This is a genomic window from Thermus igniterrae ATCC 700962, assembly GCF_000376265.1.
In the GTDB taxonomy this organism is placed as follows: domain Bacteria; phylum Deinococcota; class Deinococci; order Deinococcales; family Thermaceae; genus Thermus; species Thermus igniterrae.
Genome location: NZ_AQWU01000070.1, coordinates 1 through 14,947 on the forward strand (window position 1 = coordinate 1; position 14,947 = coordinate 14,947).

The following is a 14,947-nucleotide window of genomic DNA, read 5'->3' on the forward strand; positions in this document are numbered from 1 at the left end:
ACGGGGGCTGAAGGCGGTGGCCCTGCAAGTGGAAGCTTGGGTGATGGCCTGGAGCGTGGTGGCCCAGCTTCTTGGGCAGGCGGGTCTGCCCATCACCCGGGTGTTGCGGGCGGTGGCGTGAGGTGAGTACGCAGGTGAATATCCGAAAAGGGGGTTATAGTGAGGGCATGATCGCCTTCCACCGGGTGGGCCTCGAGTACCCCCGCACGGGGACCAAGGCCCTCTACAACGTGAGCCTCGAGGTCAAGAAGGGGGAGTTCGTCTACGTGGTGGGCCACTCCGGGGCGGGCAAGTCCACCCTCTTGGCCCTCATCCTGAGGCGGCTTCTGCCCACCCAGGGGGCGGTTTACTTCGCCGGACAGAACCTCAAGGCCCTAAGGGGGGACCAGGTGGCCCTCCACCGCCGGCGCATCGGCATGGTCTTCCAGGACCACCGCCTCCTTTCCGACCTAACCGTGGAGGAGAACCTGGCCTTCGTCCTGGAGGTGCAGGGCGTGCCCCGCAAGGAATGGCCTGAGCGCATCGCCACCGCCCTTCGCCGGGTAGGGCTTGCCCACAAGAAGCGGGCCTTTCCCGAGGAGCTTTCCGTGGGGGAGGCCCAGCGGGTGGCCATCGCCCGCGCCCTCCTCCTGGATCCCCCCGTGATCCTGGCGGACGAGCCCACAGGCAACCTGGACCTGGAAAACGCCCTCCAGGTCCTGGACATCCTCAAGGCCGCCCACAGCCGCGGGGCCACGGTGGTGGTGGCCACCCATAGCCGCGAGCTTCTGGAGGCCTATCCCGCCCGGGTGGTGGTCCTCAAGGCGGGCCAGGTGGTGCGGGACGAGCGTCCCGGGGAAGGTGGTAGCATAAGGGTAAGGGAAAGCCCTGACCGGGGCGGAAAGGAGGGCACATGAACGTCTACAAGCTCATCGGCCGCAACCTGGAGATCACCGACGCCATCCGGGAGTATGTGGAAAGGAAGCTCTCCCGCCTGGACCGCTACCAGAACGGGGAGCTCATGGCCAAGGTGGTGCTCTCCCTGGCGGGTAGCGCCCATGTGGAGCGCAAGGCCAAGGCGGAGGTGCAGGTGGATCTCCCCGGGGGGCTGGTGCGGGTGGAGGAGGAGGACCCCGACCTCTACGCCGCCATTGACCGCATGGTGGACCGGCTGGAGACCCAGCTCAAGCGCTATAAGGAGCGGCGCTTCGTGGGCAAGCGCCACTCCTACCAGGGGCCCCCGCCTCCTGAGGTGCAGGACCTGAAGGCCCTGCGCAAGCCTGAGGAGGAGGAGGGGCCTCGCATCGTGCGGGTGAAGCGCTTTGAGATGAAGCCCATGGACCCCGAGGAGGCGGCCTTCCAGATGGAAGCCCTGGGCCACGACTTCTTCGTGTTCCGCAACGCGGAGACCGAGGAGATCAACGTCATCTACCGCCGCAAGGACGGGAACTACGGGCTCATTGAGCCCGCCTAGCCCTTCCTCTGGTCCCGCCGCAGGTAAGCCCTGCGGCGGGGGTTAGTAGTAGGCGGCGGGGTCCACGAAGCGGGTTTCCTCGCCCACCCGCACCGCCACCCGGAACTCCAGCTCCTCGGGGCGGATGAGGAGGCCTCCTCCGGTGTGGCCCAGAAGCTGGCCCCGGGACACCTTCTGTCCTTCCTGTACCAGGGGCTCCTGCAGGTTGGTGTAGACGGTGGAGAGGGTTTCCGTGTGCACCAGCATTACCGTGTAGCCCAGGTTGGGGAGGTAGAGGATGCCCGCCACGTACCCCTCGGCGGCGGCCTGGACCGGGCTTCCCGGGGCGGGCCCCTGGATGACCTGGAAGGGGCCCTCCCGGCCGTAGGGCACCAGGACCCGCCCTCCGGGCACGGGGAAGGCCAGGTTGCCCACGGTGGCGGGCAGGGGGGGTGGGGGCATCACCACCACCGGGGCTGGCCTGGCCGCCGCCTGGCGGCGCCGAGCCTCCTCCTGCCGCCGCCTCTCTTCCTCCTGGCGGCGGAGCTCCTGAAGCCGCCTCTGCTCTGCCAGCACCCGGGCCTGAAGCCGGCTTAGCTCCGCCTGGAGGCGCGCCCTTTCCTCGAGGGTGTCCCGCAGGAGGGCCCGTTTCCCCTCCTCCTCCCGCCGGAGGGCGGCCAGGGTGGCCTCGAGGCCCCGCCTCTCCCTCTCCAAAGCCCCCTGGGTCTCCGCCAGGGTCCGTTCCTTCCCCGAGAGGTCGGCAAGGAGGAGGCGGAGGCGTTCCTGTTCCTCCTTAAGGGCCTTCAGGGTGGCCTGGAAGGTGCGCACCAGCTCGGCGTCCCGCGCCGAGAGGTACCCCACCCAGCGGGCCCGCACCGCCAGGTCGGTGAAGGACTGCGCCCGGAGGAGGGGGAGGTAGCGCCCGGCCTTCTCCCGGTGGAGGCTTCCCATGAGGGCCTGAAGCCTCCCCTTGAGCTCCCCCAGGTCCCGCTCCAGCTTGGCGATGCGGGCCTCCTTCTGGCGCACCTCCTCCTGCAGGCGGGCGATCTCCCGGCGCAAGGAGGCTCTTTCCCCTTCCAGGCGGGCAATTTCCTTCTCCAGGCGCCCCTTCTCCGCCAGGAGGTTTCGTACCCGCTCCGAGAGGCGGGAAAGCTCGCGGTTCAGGGCCTGGATGCGGGCCTGCGTCCTTTCCTCCAGGGCCTTGGCCCTGGCCGCCTGCCCCTCCAGCTGGCGCAGGGTTTCTTCCTGGGTGCGGAGGTCCTGGGCCATCCCCAGGGAGAGGAGCAGGACCAGGGCCACAAGCCACCGCATCCTAGGCCTCCCTCAGGTGGACCCGGCTGGCCATGTAGGCCCCCCCGGCCCCCAGCACCACCGCCAGGAGGAGGACCAGCCCTCCCGTGCGCCAGAGGTCCTCCGGGCCGAGCACAGGCAAAAAGGGCAGGAGGCCCTGCAGGGCCTGGGCCAGGGCCCGGTAGAGGAGGCCGCCCAAGGCCACCGCCACCACCCCGGCCCCCAGGGTGAGGAAGACCCCCTCCATCACGAAGGGCCCCTGGATGAAGCGCCGGGTGGCCCCCACCAGGAGCATGATGGCCAGGGCCTCCTTGCGGCTTTCCACCGAAAGCCGTATGGCCCCCATCACGCTGAAAAAGGTGTTGAGGAGGAGGAGGCCCACCAGGAGCACCATGGCCAGGCGGCTACCCGCCAGCACCTGCACCAGGCGCTCGGTGAGCTCTCCCCCATACTCCACCCCCTCCACCCCGGGAAGCCCCTTGAGGCGTTCGGCCACCGCCCGCACCGCCTCCGGGGTCTTGAGCCTGAGGCGCAGGGTGTCGGGCAGGGGGTTTTCCACCAGGTCCCGGGCCTCGGCCAGGTAGGGGTAGTCCAGGACCAGCTGGGCCAGGGCCTCCTCCTTGCTCTGGAGCCGCACCTCGCCCACCTCAGGCCAGGCCTGGATGGCCTGGAGGAGGGTCTCCACCTGGGCGTCCTTCCTTAGGAAGGCGGCCACCTCCAGCTCCCGCTCCAGGTTGTCCACCACCCGCTCCAGGTTCCAAAGGAGAAGCCCCAGGAAGTAGAGGAGGGCGAAGGAGACCAAGGCGGTGAAGAAGGTGGCCAGGCTGGCCGTGGGATGGCGGAGGAGTTGCCGCAGGCCCTCGCGGATGGCGTACACGCCCTATATCTTAAGGCCCCTGGGTGGGAGAGACCTGGGGGCGGTAGCGGCAGAGGAGGACGCCCCCGGGAAGGACCTCGGTCCCCAGGAGGCGCAGGGAGAGGGGGCCTTGCAGAAAGGGTTTTCCCGCCTCGAGGACCACTGGGCAGTAGGCCAGGCGCACTTCGCTCAGCTGGGGCAGGAGGGCCTGGGCCAGGGTGGGGCCTCCCACGAGCCACAGGCGGGTGAGGCCCAGGGTGCTGGCCAGGCGGATGGCTTCTTCCGGGCTTGCCACCCGCTTGCCAGGCCCTCCCAGACCTTCCTTGGTGCTCACCACCAGGGCTGGCTTCTCCCCGTAAGCCCAGCCCAGGACCAGGGCCTCCTCGTAGGTGCGCCGGCCCATGAGGAGCCCGTCCACCTCACCCAGGAGGCGGGGCAGGTAGACCAAAGCGGCCTCAGCAAAGGGAACGAGCCAGTCCGGGCCCTCCGGATGGGTGGCGAGGCCGTTGAGGCTCACCGCCAGGTGGTAGATGAGCCTCACCGGGAGCGCTCCTTCAGGTAGGCCAGCACCGTGTCCGCGTCCTTGAAGGGGTTAACCCCCCGCCAGATGCGCTCTATGCGCCCCTCGGGGTTGAGGAGGATGGTGTCCCGGCTGTAGAAGCCGAAGAGGTTCCGCACCCCGTAGGCCCGGGCCAGCTTCCCCTCTGGGTCAGGGATCATCCCCCCCTTGAGGGCCAGCTTCTCCACGAAGTCGCACTGCTCGCTGGCGGGGTCGTGGCTTACGCCGTAGACCCGGGCCCCCAGGCGCTGGAACTCGGGGTAAAGCTCAGAGTAGCGCTTGGCCTGGGCGGTGCAGCCGGGGCTTTTGGCCTTGGGGTAGAACCAGAGGACCACGTAGCTTCCCCGGAAGTCCACGGGGCGGCCGTAGCTGTCCGTGGCCTCCAGGAGGGGGGCCTTGTCCCCCGGGGCCAGGGCCTGGGCCTTGAAGAGGCCCAGGAAGAGGAGGAGGGTGAGGGCGCGCATGGGCTTAGCCTAGGGAAGCGGGGGCGGGCCAGGTGTGGCCCAACGCCCCAAAGGTGGCCTGGCTTTCCTCCGCTGGGGCCCGGCCTGCTACCTTAGGGGCATGAAACCCTTCCTGCTGGGCCTGTGCCTGGGAGGGCTTCTGGGGGTGGGGACCGCCTGGATGCTCCGGGCCCCGGGGCCTGAGTCCGTGGCCCTCCCCGTCCAGCTTCCCCCCCAGGGGGAGGGGGCCTGCGAGCCCCAGGTCTACCTCTTCCTGAACGGGGAGTTCTTCCGCATGCTCCCCGTGCCCGGGGGGGAGCCTCAGGAGCTTTTCCCGGTGGAGCCCGTGCCCAACCCCTTTGGCGGCTCCTAAGCGGGGAAGAGGTAGCGCCTGAGGGCTACCCCCAGGAGGGCCAGGAGCCCCCCTAGGACCCCCAAAAGCCCCGTGGCCTCCACCGGCTGAACCTGGAGGCGCACCTCCTTGGCCAGGGCCCGGTAGAGGCGGGCGAGCTCCTCCTCCGAGTCCACCAGGAAGTACTTCCCACCGGTGAGCTCCGCCAGGGACCAGAGGAGCTCCTCGTCCACCTCGTAGGCCCCGGCGAAGAAGCCCAGGCCCGCGGCCAGGTCCTCAGGCCCTGGGGTCCAGCCCGGAACCCCCACCCCCACGGCGTAGATGGGCACCCCCATGCGGGCGGCCTCCCCCGCGGCCTCCAGGGGGTCTACCCCCGTGCGGTTGCGCCCGTCGGTGAGGAGGAGGACCTCCCCCTTGCCCCCCGCCTCGCGGATGTTGCGCAAAGCCTCCAGGATGCCCTCGCCGATGGCCGTGGAGCGGCCAAACTCCAGGCTCTGCAGGCTTTCCAGGAGGCGCTTGCGGTCGGTGGTGGGGGGGTGGACGGTGTGGGCGAAGCCGCTGAAGGCCACCAGGCCTATGCGGAGCCCCCTGGGGGCTTCCCGGAGGAAGGTGCGGGCGGCCTCCTTGGCGGCCTCGAGGCGGTTGGGCTTGAGGTCGGTGGCCATCATGCTCCGACTCACGTCCACCACCAGGATGGCCGCGTTTTCGCTCACCTGCCCGGGAAGAGGCAGGAGGGGCCGGCTGGCCGCCAGGGCCAGGAGGAGAAGCCCCAGGGCAAAGAGGGCCGTGGGAAGCCAGGGAAGGGGGCCCCGGGCTTCCCTGGCCGCCTCCCGGAGGAGGGGCAGGAGGGGGTGGGGCAGACGGGCCCTGGGGGCCCTGCGGTAAAGGGCCAGGAGGAGAAAGGCCCAAAGGAGGAGGAGGCTTAGGGCCTCGGGGGCCAGGAGGCTCACGGCCACCTCCCTTCCAGGGCCAGGGTGCGGTAGGCCCCAAAGGCGAAGAGCAAGAACCCTGCCACCACCAGGGCCTGGGAAAGCTCCTGGGGGCGGTGCCGCCACACGCGGTGGGGCTTTAAGGCCTGGTAGAGGGGACGGAAGTCCTCCTGGAGCACGCTGCCGCCTGTGGCCTGGGCCAGGCGCAACAGGCGCATGGGGTCAGCGGGCACGAAGAAAAGCCCCTCCCCGATGCGGCTCACCGTGCCCCTGGGGTCCCCCAGGGGGCGGACGAAGACGGGCAGGCCCGCCCGGGTCAGCTCCGCCGCCACCTCCAAAGGGTCCCGCCCGGCGTTGGCCGCCCCATCGGAGAGGAGGAGGAGGGCGGCGGGGGGTTTGGCCTGGGGCAGGTCCCGCTCCGGCCCCTCGGGGCGCAGGACCCGCCTGGCCTGCAAAAGCCCCTGGCCCAGGGGGCTGGTGCCCCCGGGCCTTAGGGCCTGGAGGGCCTCCAGGAGGGCCTTGCGGTCCGTGGTGGGGGAGAGGACGAGGACCGCCTGGGGTCCGAAGCTCACCAGGCCTACCCTCACCGAGGGGTCCAGGCCCCGCAGGAAGGCCTGGGCCAGGGCCTTGGCCCTCTCCAGGCGGCTCGGCTTTTCGTCGTCCGCGGCCATGGAGTGGCTGGTGTCCACCACCAGGACCACCCGGGTGAGGTTCTCCCGCCAGGGGAGGCTGGCCTCGGGGCGGGCCGCCGCCAGGAGGAGGAGGGGGGGGGCCAGGAGGTAGGCCAGGCCCAGGGGGCGGGGCGGGGGGCGGAAGGGGGGGTCCAGGAGGTGGGCGAGCCGCCTTTGCCCGGCCCTCTCCAGGTACCAGAGGGCCAGGCCCCCCATCCCCAGGAGGAGGAGGCCTAGGAGGAGGCCTTCGGGGCTCTTGAGGACCACCTTCGCCTCCTTTCCACGAAGCCCAGGAGGAGGGGCACCAGGTCGGCCTCCGTGGAGGCCAGGAGGAGGTCCGCCCCCGCCCGCCGGATGCCCTGGATGCGGGCCTCCCGCAGGGCCGCGGCCCGCTTCTGGTAGGCCGCCCGCACCCGGGGGTCAAAGGCGTTCACCTCCGCCGTGGCCCCCGTCTCCGGGTCAAAGAAGCTGAAGACCCCCCCTTCGGGCAGGGCCCGCTCCAGGGGGTCTTCCACCAGGACCGCCACCAGGTCGTGTCGGGCCGCCAGGCGCGCCAGAGGCTCATGAAAACTATCCAGAAAATCCGAGAAGACGAAGAGGAGGCTCCGCCGCCGCGCCACCCGGCCCAGGAGGTCCAGGGCTTCCCCCAGGGGCCTGGGGGGGCCTGGGCGCAGGGCCTCCCGGGCCAGGAGAAGGGCCTGGGCCTTGCCTCCCCGGGGGGGAAGGAGGCCCGCAGGCAGGACCGCCCCCACCCGGTTGCCGTGCCGCAGGGCGATGTGGGCCACGGCCAGGGCCAGCTCCAGGGCCAGGGTGTACTTCTCCCGGCGCCGGCTGCCGAAGCGCATGGAGGGGCTTCCGTCCAGGAGGAGCCAGAGGGTGAGCTCCCGCTCCTCCCGGTAGCGGCGCACGTGCACCTCCCCCGTGCGGGCGGTGGCCGGCCAGTCTATGCGCTCCGCCTCGTCCCCGGGGCTAAAGGGGCTTATTTCCGCCAGCTCCAGGCTGCGGCCGTAGAACACCCCCCGGTAGTCCCCGAAGAGGAACCCATCCAGGGGACGCACCACCTCAAGCTCCAGGCGGGCCAAGAGGGCTTCGGGCGTCTCCATAGGGGTCGTGAAGGGGTACGAAAGGCGGGGGGAAGCGTTCCAGGACGGCCTTGAGCACGGCCTCCACGCCCACGCCCTCCGCCAGGGCCTGGTAGGAGAGGACCAGGCGGTGGCGCAGGGCGTCGGGGAAGAGGTCGCGCACGTCCTCCGGCAGGGCGTGGGCCCGGCCCCGCACCAGGGCCAGGGCCTTGGCCCCCTGCACCAGGGCCAAGGAGGCTCGGGGGCTGGCCCCGTAGGCCACGAAGGGCTTGAGGTCCTTTAGCCCCGCCTCAACCAGGTTCCGGGTGGCCTGGACCAGGGCCACGGCGTGCTCGGCCACCTTGGGGTGCACGTAGACCCGGTCGGCTAGGCGGGCCAGGGCCAGGAGGTCCTCCAGGCTGAGCACCCTCTCCACGGCGATCTCCTCCCCGGTGGTCATGCGCCTTACGATCTCCAGCTCCTCGTGGAAGGCGGGGTAGTCCACCACCACCTTGAGGAGGAAGCGGTCCAGCTGGGCCTCGGGCAGGGGATAGGTGCCCTCGCTCTCAATGGGGTTCTGGGTGGCCAGCACCAGGAAGGGTTTGGGCAGGGGGTAGGTCTCCTTGCCCAGGGTCACCTGGCGTTCCTGCATGGCCTCGAGGAGGGCCGACTGCACCTTGGCGGGGGCCCGGTTGATCTCGTCGGCCAGGAGGAGGTGGGCGAAGATGGGACCGAGCTCCGTGCGGAACTCTCCCTCCTTGGGGTTGTAGATGCGGGTGCCCAGGAGGTCGGCGGGCACCAGGTCGGGGGTGAACTGGATGCGCTTGAAGCTTCCCCCCACGGCCTGGGCCAGGGTCTTGACCGCCAGGGTCTTGGCCAGGCCCGGCACCCCCTCAATGAGGAGGTGGCCCCGGGCCAGGAGGGCCACCAGCATCCTCTCCAGGAGCTGGTCCTGGCCCACGATGACCCGCTTCACCTCCTTGAGGAGGGCCCTGAGCTTCTCCCCGGCCTCCAAAAAGGGTTCCTCATCCCAGGCCATGTGCGCCTCCAGGGGTTTCCCGGAAGTATAGCCCCCCTTGGGGGAGGCCACCCCCCTTTAGGGCACATTTCCTAGGGCCGGAAGAGGGCCTTGCCCCGGGCGGCCAGGGCCTGGGGCCAGGCCTTTAGGGGAAAGACCCCCCCCACCAACCCCTCCAGGCCCGGAAGCTCGGGCAGGAGGGCTACCGCCTCCCCGAATTCCTCCCGGGTGTAGGTGTAGCTCCCCAAAAGGCCCACTTCCTTGAACCAGAAGGGGGAGAGGTCGGCCCAGTCCAGCCCCGGCGCCCCCAGGAGGAGGACCCGGCCCCCTTCCCGGGCCAGGGCCAGGGCCTCCCGGAAGCCCCGGCCGCTTCCCGAGGCCTCCACCACCGCCGGGTAGCCGCCCCGGTACCCCTGGAAGAGGAGGTAGCGGTAGCCCCTGGCCCGCGCCTCCAGGGCCTCCTTGGCGCTGGGAAAGACGGCATCCGCCCCGAAGGCCCGGGCCCACTGGGCCTGGTGGGGGTACTTGGCCACGGCGAAGACCTTTCCCCCGTAGCCCAGGGCGCGGAGGAGCCTCACCGCCAGGAGGCCGATGGTCCCCATGCCCAGGACCAGCACCTCCTCGGGCCAGGGCCTGAGCTTGTTCAGGCCCCGGAGCACCACCGCCAGGGGCTCGGCCAGGACCGCCCGGGCCTCCGGTACCCCCTCTGGGATGGGGTAGAGGCGCTCAGGCCGGGCCAGGACCCACTCCCCCCATCCCCCGGGCAGGTCGCGGTTGTACCCCAGCATCCCCGGGGCTAAGGCGCCCTCGGCCACGTTCTCGCAAAGCCCCTCCTCCCCTTCCCGGCACCTGGCGCAGGGGGGGAGGCCGCGGTCGGCGCAGGCCAGGAGGGGGTTCACCGCCACCAGGCTCCCCTCCACCTCCCCCAGGATCTCGTGGCCCAAGACCGCGGGGAAGGAGAAGAAGGGGCTGATGGCGGGAGGGCTTTTGCCGTAGAGGAGGGCCAGGTCGGAGCCGCACACCCCGCTCAGGCGCACGCGCACCCGCACGAAGCCCTTCCGCTCGGGCAGGGGCACCTCGGTGAGGCCCAGGGGGAGGAGGCCCTTGGGGAAGCGCTTGCCCAAGGCCCTTGCGGCGAAGAAGCGGGGGAGGGAAGGGGTGTAGCGGAGGGCTTTCATGTCATGGGCACGGTGCGGATGAGCCTACCCGCAATGCGCTCCATGATCTCCTCCAGGCTGCGGCCGGTGATGGTGAGGCCGTGGTTCTTGAGCCCCACCACCGCCCGGCTGGGGTCGGGGGCTTCCCGCACCTTCTCCGCCACCGCCTGGGCCAGCTCGTAGGTGCCGCAGGGGTAGTTGAAGGGGGTGGCGGGCACCCCCTCCATCCAGGCGTGCACGTGGAGGATGGCCCCCACCCCGGGGTGCTCCCGGTAAATCATCCAGTGCTCTATGGCGTCCACGCTCACCCTCCTGGGCTCCACGTGGGGGGGGACGGAGAGGAGGATGGCGTTCCTCTGCGGGTCGTAGTCTTTCACCATCAGGATGTCCCGGCCCACCTCCTTGAGGTTGGCCTTGTCCACCCCGCTGGCGGACATCCAGAAGCGGCGCTCGTCCTTGCGCACGGAAAGGTTGCCATAGGAAAGCCCCCCGATGCCGTAGAGCCGCTTCACGTGCCGCAGGTCCTCAGGGGGGAGGATCTCCTCTATGGGGAAGGGAGCCGGGAGGAGGTCCCATTCCTTGAGCTTCTTGCCGGCCCAGTACATGCTCTTGGTGAGCTCGTCCCCCTGCCAGAGCTCGGGTTCCAGGTCGGGCTCAAAGATGTTGTTGATCACCAGCCGGCTGCAGGCGATGGGGCGGAGGCGCTGGGCCACCCGCCTGAAGAACCCCTCGCCCTCGGGCTCCTGGTAGTGGCCGAGCTCCAGGGTGAGGAACTTCACCCCTTTTCCCGGCACGTAGGCCAGGAGGACGTTGGAAAGGGCCCGCACCAGGTAGGGGTAGAGGCTTTGCAGGGGGTTTTCCGGGAACTCGGGGAGCTCCAGCACCGAGGCCACAAAGGTGGCCTGGGCCCTCCTTCGGTAGGGCCTAGGGTTTTCCGGGGTGATGGCGTTCAGCACCAGGTTGGGGGCCTCGGAGGCGGGGTTCAGGCGGAAGCCCTGGGCCTCCAGGGCCTTTCCCAGCCCTTCCAAAAAGGCCTGGACTTTGGGCGTCGGTTCGCCGTGCACCAGGTATTCCCACATAGCCCCTCCTTGCCTTGCCCCCTAGGCTACTCCATACTGGGCCCATGGCGGAAGTCTTGGCCCCGGGCAGGGCGCACCTGGAGGGCTTTTCCATCGGCCACTTCACCGATGGGGAGGCCCGGACCGGCTGTACCGTGGTCCTGGTGGAGGAGGGGGCGGTGGCGGCGGTGGACGTGCGGGGGGCGGCCCCCGGCACCCGGGAGACCGACCTCCTCCTGCCGGAGAACACCGTGGAGCGGGTGCAGGCGGTCTTGCTCACCGGGGGGAGCGCCTTTGGGCTGGGAGCGGCCCAAGGGGTGATGGCCTACCTGCGGGAGCGGGGCAAGGGGTTTCCCACCCCCGGGGGGGTGGTGCCCATCGTGCCCGCGGCCGTCCTCTTTGACCTGGGCCGGGGCGGGGTGCACCGCCCCCCGGGGCCAGAGGCGGGCTACCGGGCGGCCCTCGAGGCCTCCCCCCAGGTGGCGGAGGGCAGCGTGGGGGCGGGCACGGGGGCGGTGGCGGGAGGGGTGAAGGGGGGTGTGGGGTTTGCCGGCTACCTCCTGGAGGAGGGGTTTAGGGTAGTGGCCCTGGCGGCGGTGAATAGCCTCGGCCGCCCCTTTGACCCCCTCACGGGCAGGCTCTACGCCGAGGACCTCCTGGCCCCCGAGGAGCGGGCCCTCCTCCCCGACCGCTCCTGCTACCGGGGGGTTCCCGAGGCCTACCGCTACCCCTTCCTCCTGGGCCAGAACACCACCCTGGCCGTGGTGGCTACCGATGCTCCCCTCACCAAGGCCGAGGCCAGGCGCCTGGCCATCATGGCCCAGGACGGGATTTCCCGGGCCATCCGCCCCGCCCACACCCCCCTGGACGGGGACCTAGTCTTCGCCCTGGCCCTGGGGAACGCCCGGGGGGTGGGGCCCTACGCCCTCTTGCGCCTGGGGGCCTACGCCGCCGATGCTCTTTCCCGGGCCATTGCTCGGGCGGTGCTCCTGGCGGAGGGCTTCCCCGGGGTTCCCAGCTACCGGGATTTCCTGGGCTAGCGCCCGGGGAAGGGGCCGAGAAGGGCCTCCACCTGGAAGACCTCGCTCCCCCGGCGCACGCTGAGGCGCACCCTGTCCCCTACCTGGCGCTTGCGCACCTCCCGCAGGAGGTCCTCAAAGGTGTTCACCGGGGTGCCCTCCACCTCGAGGATCACATCCGGCACCCCCCCGCTTTCCGTGCCCCTGAGGCCTGCCCGGTGGGCGGCCCCGCCCGGCACCACCTCCCCCACCAGCACTCCCCCCGGGGGAAGGCCCAGCTCCCGGGCCAGCTCCGGGGTGAGGGCCCTGGGGCCTCGCAGGCCCAGGTAGGGCCAGTAGGTGCGCTCGCCCCCTTCTAGGGCGGCCAGCACCCCACCCCGGCCGTGCAGGGGGGTGAAGAAGCTGCGGAAGCCCTCCTCCGTCTGGCCGATGGCCACCGCTACCCCCACCACCTTTCCCTCTGCGTCCAGGAGGGGGCCCCCGGAGTCCCCAGGGGAAAGGGGCAGGCTGGTCTCCACCAGCCCCTGGGGCAGGAAGGCGGAGGGGCTCACCTCCAGCCGGGTCACCCGCCCGAAGCGGGGGGCGATGAACTGGCCCCGGCCATTGCCGATGTGGAGGAGGGCCTCCCCCACCTGGAGCCGCCTATTGGTTTCCAGGGAAAGCAGGGCGGGCGCCTTGGCCTCCGTGGCCAGCACCGCCAGGTCCAGGGGCTCGGCGAAGCCCAGAAGCCGGGCCTCCGCCCGGCTGCGGTTGGCCAGGACCAGGGTGAAAGGCCCCCCCTCGGCCACCACGTGGTAGGCGGTGAGCACTAGGCCCGGAGCGTAGAAAAACCCCGTGCCCCGGCCGCCCTCGGGCCCGTCTATGCGCAAGACCGCGGGATGGGCCCGGGCGTACACCTCCTGCAGGGCGGAGGGGCTGGCCTGAACGGGCTCCGCCCAGCGTGTGGTCGGTCCCTGGGACCAGAGGGCGTAAAGGGCCGAGCCCAGGGGCAGGAGGAAGACTAGACCCCAGGCTTTCCTCATGCCCCCATTCTCCCGCCGGAAACCCTAGGCAGGGTGGGCAGGGCCACCATTGCCCTCAGTGCCAGAGGAGGAGGAGGCCTAAGAGGAGAAAGCCCAAGCCCGGCCAGGGGTAGGGCCTCCCTAGGAGGCGGTGCAGGAGGATCACGCCCAGCAGGGCCAGGAGGGGGTGGGGAAGGAGCCTTCCTCCCAGGGCCAAGTGGAGGAGGCCCAGGAGGGCGTTGAGGTCGTAAAGCCCCACCAGGAGGCGCACCCCCCGGGGCACCTCCTGGCGGCGCAGGAGGTAGAGGCCGGCCAGGAAGGCCAGGGCCACCAGGCCCCACCCCAGGAGGCGGTGCAGGGAAGGTGCCTCCAGGAGGAGGGTAGGGAGGCCTTGCCAGGTGTATCCCAAGGCGGTGAGGAGGACCAGGAGGAGGCCGAAGCCCATCTGTGTCCAGCCGATGACCCGCGCCGGGACAGGGGGGCGCAGGAGGGCTAAGCTTCCGTAAAGGGCAAGGAGGCCGAGGGCCAGGGGTACGCTCCAGGGAAGGAGGCCTAGGAAACCGAGGAGGAGAGCGGCCAAGAAGGCGCTCCAGAGGGCCAGGAAGGCAGGGTGGGTCTTGGGCTTTAGCCCCCGGGCCCGGAGCACCTGCGTGCGGGCGTAGTAAAGGGCGGCCACGTCGCGGAGGGCCAGGGCCAGGAAGCTTCCCAGGGCCACTTCCGCATCAAGCCCCCCGGCCAGAATCCCAGCGGGGGCCAAGGAGGCCATGAAGAGGGCGGCGGCCAGCTCGGCGAAAAGCTCCCGGGCCCGGCCGTGGGCATCGGCCCAGGCCACGTAAGCCCCCAAAGGAAGAGCGGCCAGCAGGGGTAAAAAGAAAGGCCCCCAAGCGGTGAGGGCAGCCAGGAGAAGGCCCACTAGCGCAAGGAGGGCGTAGGCCCCGCCCACCAGAAGGGCCAGGTCCGTGCGGGGGTAGCGCTTTCCTTTCCGCAGGTCCTGGTAGGCGAGTTTTAAGGGATGCCGAGCCAAGAAGCCACAGAGGCCAAACAGGAATAGCCCCAGGGTGTGGGGTCCTGGGGTGAGGAGGAGGGCGAGGAGGAGGGGTTCTAGGGTGAAGCCCCATCCCCCGTGCTCCGTGGGGAGGGCCACCGTTTTGAGAGGAACGCTTGGGGTGCGCATGCCTGCCTCCAGGGTAGGGGAAGGACTGGGGGGCAAAGGTCCTTCAGACCCAAAGCACCTCCAGCATGAGGAGGATGTAAAGAAGACCTGCCAGGGTGGAAACTCCGGCAAAGACCCCCCAAATCGTGGGGCTCCAAGCCAGCCCCCAGGCCAGGGCCATGCCCAAAAGCCCCAGGTTGGCCAACACCACTTGTATTAAGGCTACCCCCGCCCTGCGGAAGACCACCCCCCGGAACCGGGGTAGGGCGTGGTAGGAGACCCCGTAGATCATGAGGCCCACAAAGCCTATAAGTTGCAGGTGGGCGTGGGCAGGCCGCCAGGTGTAGGGCAGGACCCCGAGGCCCATGAGCAGGCCCAGGAGATTGGCGAAGCCAAACCAGACTAAGGCGCTAGTGAGGGCGAGGCGGCTTGCGAGGATCATGGCCTGGGGGTGATGATGCCAAGCACCAAGAAGGACCTTTCCCCTGCCTTGGCCCCGTGGGCTTCCCCTGGCTCGGCGGCCAGGAGGGTGCCTGGCGTGGCCCTAACCTCGCGGTCCCCAGCCCAGAGGACCCCCTGTCCTTGCAGACAGAGCAGGTGGACCCGTGGCTCCCCTTGGCCTTGCACTTCCTGGCCTTGTTGGAGGCTGAAAAGGACGAGGCGCACCTCAGGATGGTCGGCGAGGAGTTGCACCTGCCGCGTGTTTCCGTAGCGGGCTTGTTCCAGTAGGTTCATTTCTGTGCCTCCAGGAAGCCGAGAAGGGCCTGCAGGACCTGTGCCGGTTCCTGACCTGCCTGCCGGGCGGCCTCTTTCAGGGGTTCGGCTCCCCCGCAGCAGGTGTCCAGGCCAAAGCTACTGAGTAGCTTTACCGCTTCCGGATAGTGCCGCAGGATTTCGTTCACGGGTGTGTCCAGGGTGATCTCTTCCACGTCCCTTAGCCTTCCCTTG

At 70.2% G+C, this 14,947-nt stretch carries 19 protein-coding genes; 4 read left to right on the forward strand and 15 right to left on the reverse strand.

Going from position 1 to position 14,947, the window contains the following annotated elements:
• Positions 1 to 167 precede the first annotated feature (167 nt).
• Positions 168 to 896 (forward strand): cell division ATP-binding protein FtsE, encoded by a 729-nt coding sequence (ftsE, locus tag B128_RS0109575; RefSeq protein ID WP_018112052.1) that lies wholly within the window; start codon positions 168 to 170, stop codon positions 894 to 896.
• Entirely contained in the window at positions 893 to 1,453 is a 561-nt protein-coding gene (hpf, locus tag B128_RS0109580) for a ribosome hibernation-promoting factor, HPF/YfiA family (RefSeq protein ID WP_018112053.1), read from the forward strand. Before ftsE ends, hpf begins: the two co-directional genes overlap by 4 nt.
• A 42-nt stretch (positions 1,454 to 1,495) precedes the next feature.
• On the opposite strand, the gene B128_RS0109585 is transcribed toward hpf, so the two are convergent.
• The 4 genes from B128_RS0109585 to B128_RS0109600 are packed head-to-tail and all read right to left on the reverse strand — an operon-like array spanning position 1,496 to position 4,601.
• The gene (locus B128_RS0109585; protein WP_018112054.1) at positions 1,496 to 2,743 is read right to left on the reverse strand and encodes a murein hydrolase activator EnvC family protein; all 1,248 of its coding nucleotides are present in this window, start codon (positions 2,741 to 2,743) and stop codon (positions 1,496 to 1,498) included.
• Between the two features lies 1 nt (position 2,744).
• Positions 2,745 to 3,599 carry a cell division protein FtsX gene (locus B128_RS0109590; RefSeq protein ID WP_018112055.1) on the reverse strand — a complete coding sequence of 285 codons (855 nt, stop codon included), beginning with the start codon at positions 3,597 to 3,599 and terminating at the stop codon, positions 2,745 to 2,747.
• Positions 3,600 to 3,609: 10 nt separating this feature from the next.
• Positions 3,610 to 4,119 (reverse strand): dihydrofolate reductase family protein, encoded by a 510-nt coding sequence (locus tag B128_RS12370; protein WP_018112056.1) that lies wholly within the window; start codon positions 4,117 to 4,119, stop codon positions 3,610 to 3,612.
• Complete coding sequence (locus tag B128_RS0109600) at positions 4,116 to 4,601, reverse strand: peroxiredoxin (RefSeq protein ID WP_018112057.1); 486 nt, start codon at positions 4,599 to 4,601, stop codon at positions 4,116 to 4,118. Before B128_RS0109600 ends, B128_RS12370 begins: the two co-directional genes overlap by 4 nt.
• A 100-nt stretch (positions 4,602 to 4,701) precedes the next feature.
• Between B128_RS0109600 and B128_RS0109605 the strand changes: the two genes are divergently transcribed.
• Positions 4,702 to 4,953, forward strand: coding sequence for a hypothetical protein (locus tag B128_RS0109605; RefSeq protein WP_026175160.1), 252 nt, complete (start codon positions 4,702 to 4,704; stop codon positions 4,951 to 4,953).
• On the opposite strand, the gene B128_RS0109610 is transcribed toward B128_RS0109605, so the two are convergent.
• The 6 genes from B128_RS0109610 to B128_RS0109635 all read right to left on the reverse strand — a co-directional run bounded on the left by B128_RS0109610 (position 4,950) and on the right by B128_RS0109635 (position 10,847).
• Entirely contained in the window at positions 4,950 to 5,882 is a 933-nt protein-coding gene (locus tag B128_RS0109610; protein WP_040683613.1) for a vWA domain-containing protein, read from the reverse strand. The genes B128_RS0109605 and B128_RS0109610 overlap by 4 nt on opposite strands.
• A complete protein-coding gene (locus B128_RS0109615) occupies positions 5,879 to 6,799 on the reverse strand; it encodes a vWA domain-containing protein (protein ID WP_018112060.1) in 921 nt (306 codons plus the stop codon). Before B128_RS0109615 ends, B128_RS0109610 begins: the two co-directional genes overlap by 4 nt.
• Positions 6,766 to 7,635 carry a DUF58 domain-containing protein gene (locus B128_RS13390; RefSeq protein ID WP_026175161.1) on the reverse strand — a complete coding sequence of 290 codons (870 nt, stop codon included), beginning with the start codon at positions 7,633 to 7,635 and terminating at the stop codon, positions 6,766 to 6,768. Before B128_RS13390 ends, B128_RS0109615 begins: the two co-directional genes overlap by 34 nt.
• Complete coding sequence (locus B128_RS0109625; RefSeq protein ID WP_026175162.1) at positions 7,595 to 8,632, reverse strand: AAA family ATPase; 1,038 nt, start codon at positions 8,630 to 8,632, stop codon at positions 7,595 to 7,597. Before B128_RS0109625 ends, B128_RS13390 begins: the two co-directional genes overlap by 41 nt.
• A 71-nt stretch (positions 8,633 to 8,703) precedes the next feature.
• Positions 8,704 to 9,789, reverse strand: a complete 1,086-nt coding sequence (locus tag B128_RS0109630) for a zinc-dependent alcohol dehydrogenase (protein ID WP_018112063.1) — start codon at positions 9,787 to 9,789, stop codon at positions 8,704 to 8,706.
• Positions 9,786 to 10,847 carry a class II aldolase/adducin family protein gene (locus B128_RS0109635; RefSeq protein WP_018112064.1) on the reverse strand — a complete coding sequence of 354 codons (1,062 nt, stop codon included), beginning with the start codon at positions 10,845 to 10,847 and terminating at the stop codon, positions 9,786 to 9,788. Before B128_RS0109635 ends, B128_RS0109630 begins: the two co-directional genes overlap by 4 nt.
• Positions 10,848 to 10,891: 44 nt before the next feature.
• On the opposite strand from B128_RS0109635, the gene B128_RS0109640 reads away from it, so the two are divergent.
• Positions 10,892 to 11,866, forward strand: coding sequence for a P1 family peptidase (locus B128_RS0109640; RefSeq protein ID WP_018112065.1), 975 nt, complete (start codon positions 10,892 to 10,894; stop codon positions 11,864 to 11,866).
• Here the strand turns inward: B128_RS0109640 and B128_RS0109645 are convergent.
• From B128_RS0109645 to B128_RS0109665, 5 genes are read right to left on the reverse strand one after another with little or no spacing between them, the layout of a single operon-like run.
• The gene (locus tag B128_RS0109645; protein ID WP_018112066.1) at positions 11,863 to 12,867 is read right to left on the reverse strand and encodes a S1C family serine protease; all 1,005 of its coding nucleotides are present in this window, start codon (positions 12,865 to 12,867) and stop codon (positions 11,863 to 11,865) included. The two genes, B128_RS0109640 and B128_RS0109645, sit on opposite strands and share 4 nt — an antisense overlap.
• A 55-nt stretch (positions 12,868 to 12,922) precedes the next feature.
• Complete coding sequence (locus tag B128_RS0109650) at positions 12,923 to 14,020, reverse strand: YwiC-like family protein (protein WP_018112067.1); 1,098 nt, start codon at positions 14,018 to 14,020, stop codon at positions 12,923 to 12,925.
• A gap of 43 nt (positions 14,021 to 14,063) precedes the next feature.
• Positions 14,064 to 14,441, reverse strand: coding sequence for a hypothetical protein (locus tag B128_RS0109655; protein WP_018112068.1), 378 nt, complete (start codon positions 14,439 to 14,441; stop codon positions 14,064 to 14,066).
• Entirely contained in the window at positions 14,438 to 14,734 is a 297-nt protein-coding gene (locus tag B128_RS12725; RefSeq protein ID WP_018112069.1) for an AraC family ligand binding domain-containing protein, read from the reverse strand. The genes B128_RS0109655 and B128_RS12725 overlap by 4 nt, the downstream gene beginning before the upstream one ends.
• A complete protein-coding gene (locus B128_RS0109665; protein WP_018112070.1) occupies positions 14,731 to 14,928 on the reverse strand; it encodes a DUF542 domain-containing protein in 198 nt (65 codons plus the stop codon). Before B128_RS0109665 ends, B128_RS12725 begins: the two co-directional genes overlap by 4 nt.
• Positions 14,929 to 14,947: the final 19 nt, after the last annotated feature.

Coding starts and splice junctions, on each gene's coding strand:
- ftsE (WP_018112052.1), top strand. CDS start 168: ATGATCGCCTTCCACCGGGTGGGCCTCGAGTACCCCCGCACGGGGACC.
- hpf (WP_018112053.1), top strand. CDS start 893: ATGAACGTCTACAAGCTCATCGGCCGCAACCTGGAGATCACCGACGCC.
- B128_RS0109585 (WP_018112054.1), bottom strand. CDS start 2,743: ATGCGGTGGCTTGTGGCCCTGGTCCTGCTCCTCTCCCTGGGGATGGCC.
- B128_RS0109600 (WP_018112057.1), bottom strand. CDS start 4,601: ATGCGCGCCCTCACCCTCCTCCTCTTCCTGGGCCTCTTCAAGGCCCAG.
- B128_RS0109605 (WP_026175160.1), top strand. CDS start 4,702: ATGAAACCCTTCCTGCTGGGCCTGTGCCTGGGAGGGCTTCTGGGGGTG.
- B128_RS13390 (WP_026175161.1), bottom strand. CDS start 7,635: ATGGAGACGCCCGAAGCCCTCTTGGCCCGCCTGGAGCTTGAGGTGGTG.
- B128_RS0109625 (WP_026175162.1), bottom strand. CDS start 8,632: ATGGCCTGGGATGAGGAACCCTTTTTGGAGGCCGGGGAGAAGCTCAGG.
- B128_RS0109630 (WP_018112063.1), bottom strand. CDS start 9,789: ATGAAAGCCCTCCGCTACACCCCTTCCCTCCCCCGCTTCTTCGCCGCA.
- B128_RS0109635 (WP_018112064.1), bottom strand. CDS start 10,847: ATGTGGGAATACCTGGTGCACGGCGAACCGACGCCCAAAGTCCAGGCC.
- B128_RS0109640 (WP_018112065.1), top strand. CDS start 10,892: ATGGCGGAAGTCTTGGCCCCGGGCAGGGCGCACCTGGAGGGCTTTTCC.
- B128_RS0109645 (WP_018112066.1), bottom strand. CDS start 12,867: ATGAGGAAAGCCTGGGGTCTAGTCTTCCTCCTGCCCCTGGGCTCGGCC.
- B128_RS0109650 (WP_018112067.1), bottom strand. CDS start 14,020: ATGCGCACCCCAAGCGTTCCTCTCAAAACGGTGGCCCTCCCCACGGAG.
- B128_RS0109655 (WP_018112068.1), bottom strand. CDS start 14,441: ATGATCCTCGCAAGCCGCCTCGCCCTCACTAGCGCCTTAGTCTGGTTT.
- B128_RS12725 (WP_018112069.1), bottom strand. CDS start 14,734: ATGAACCTACTGGAACAAGCCCGCTACGGAAACACGCGGCAGGTGCAA.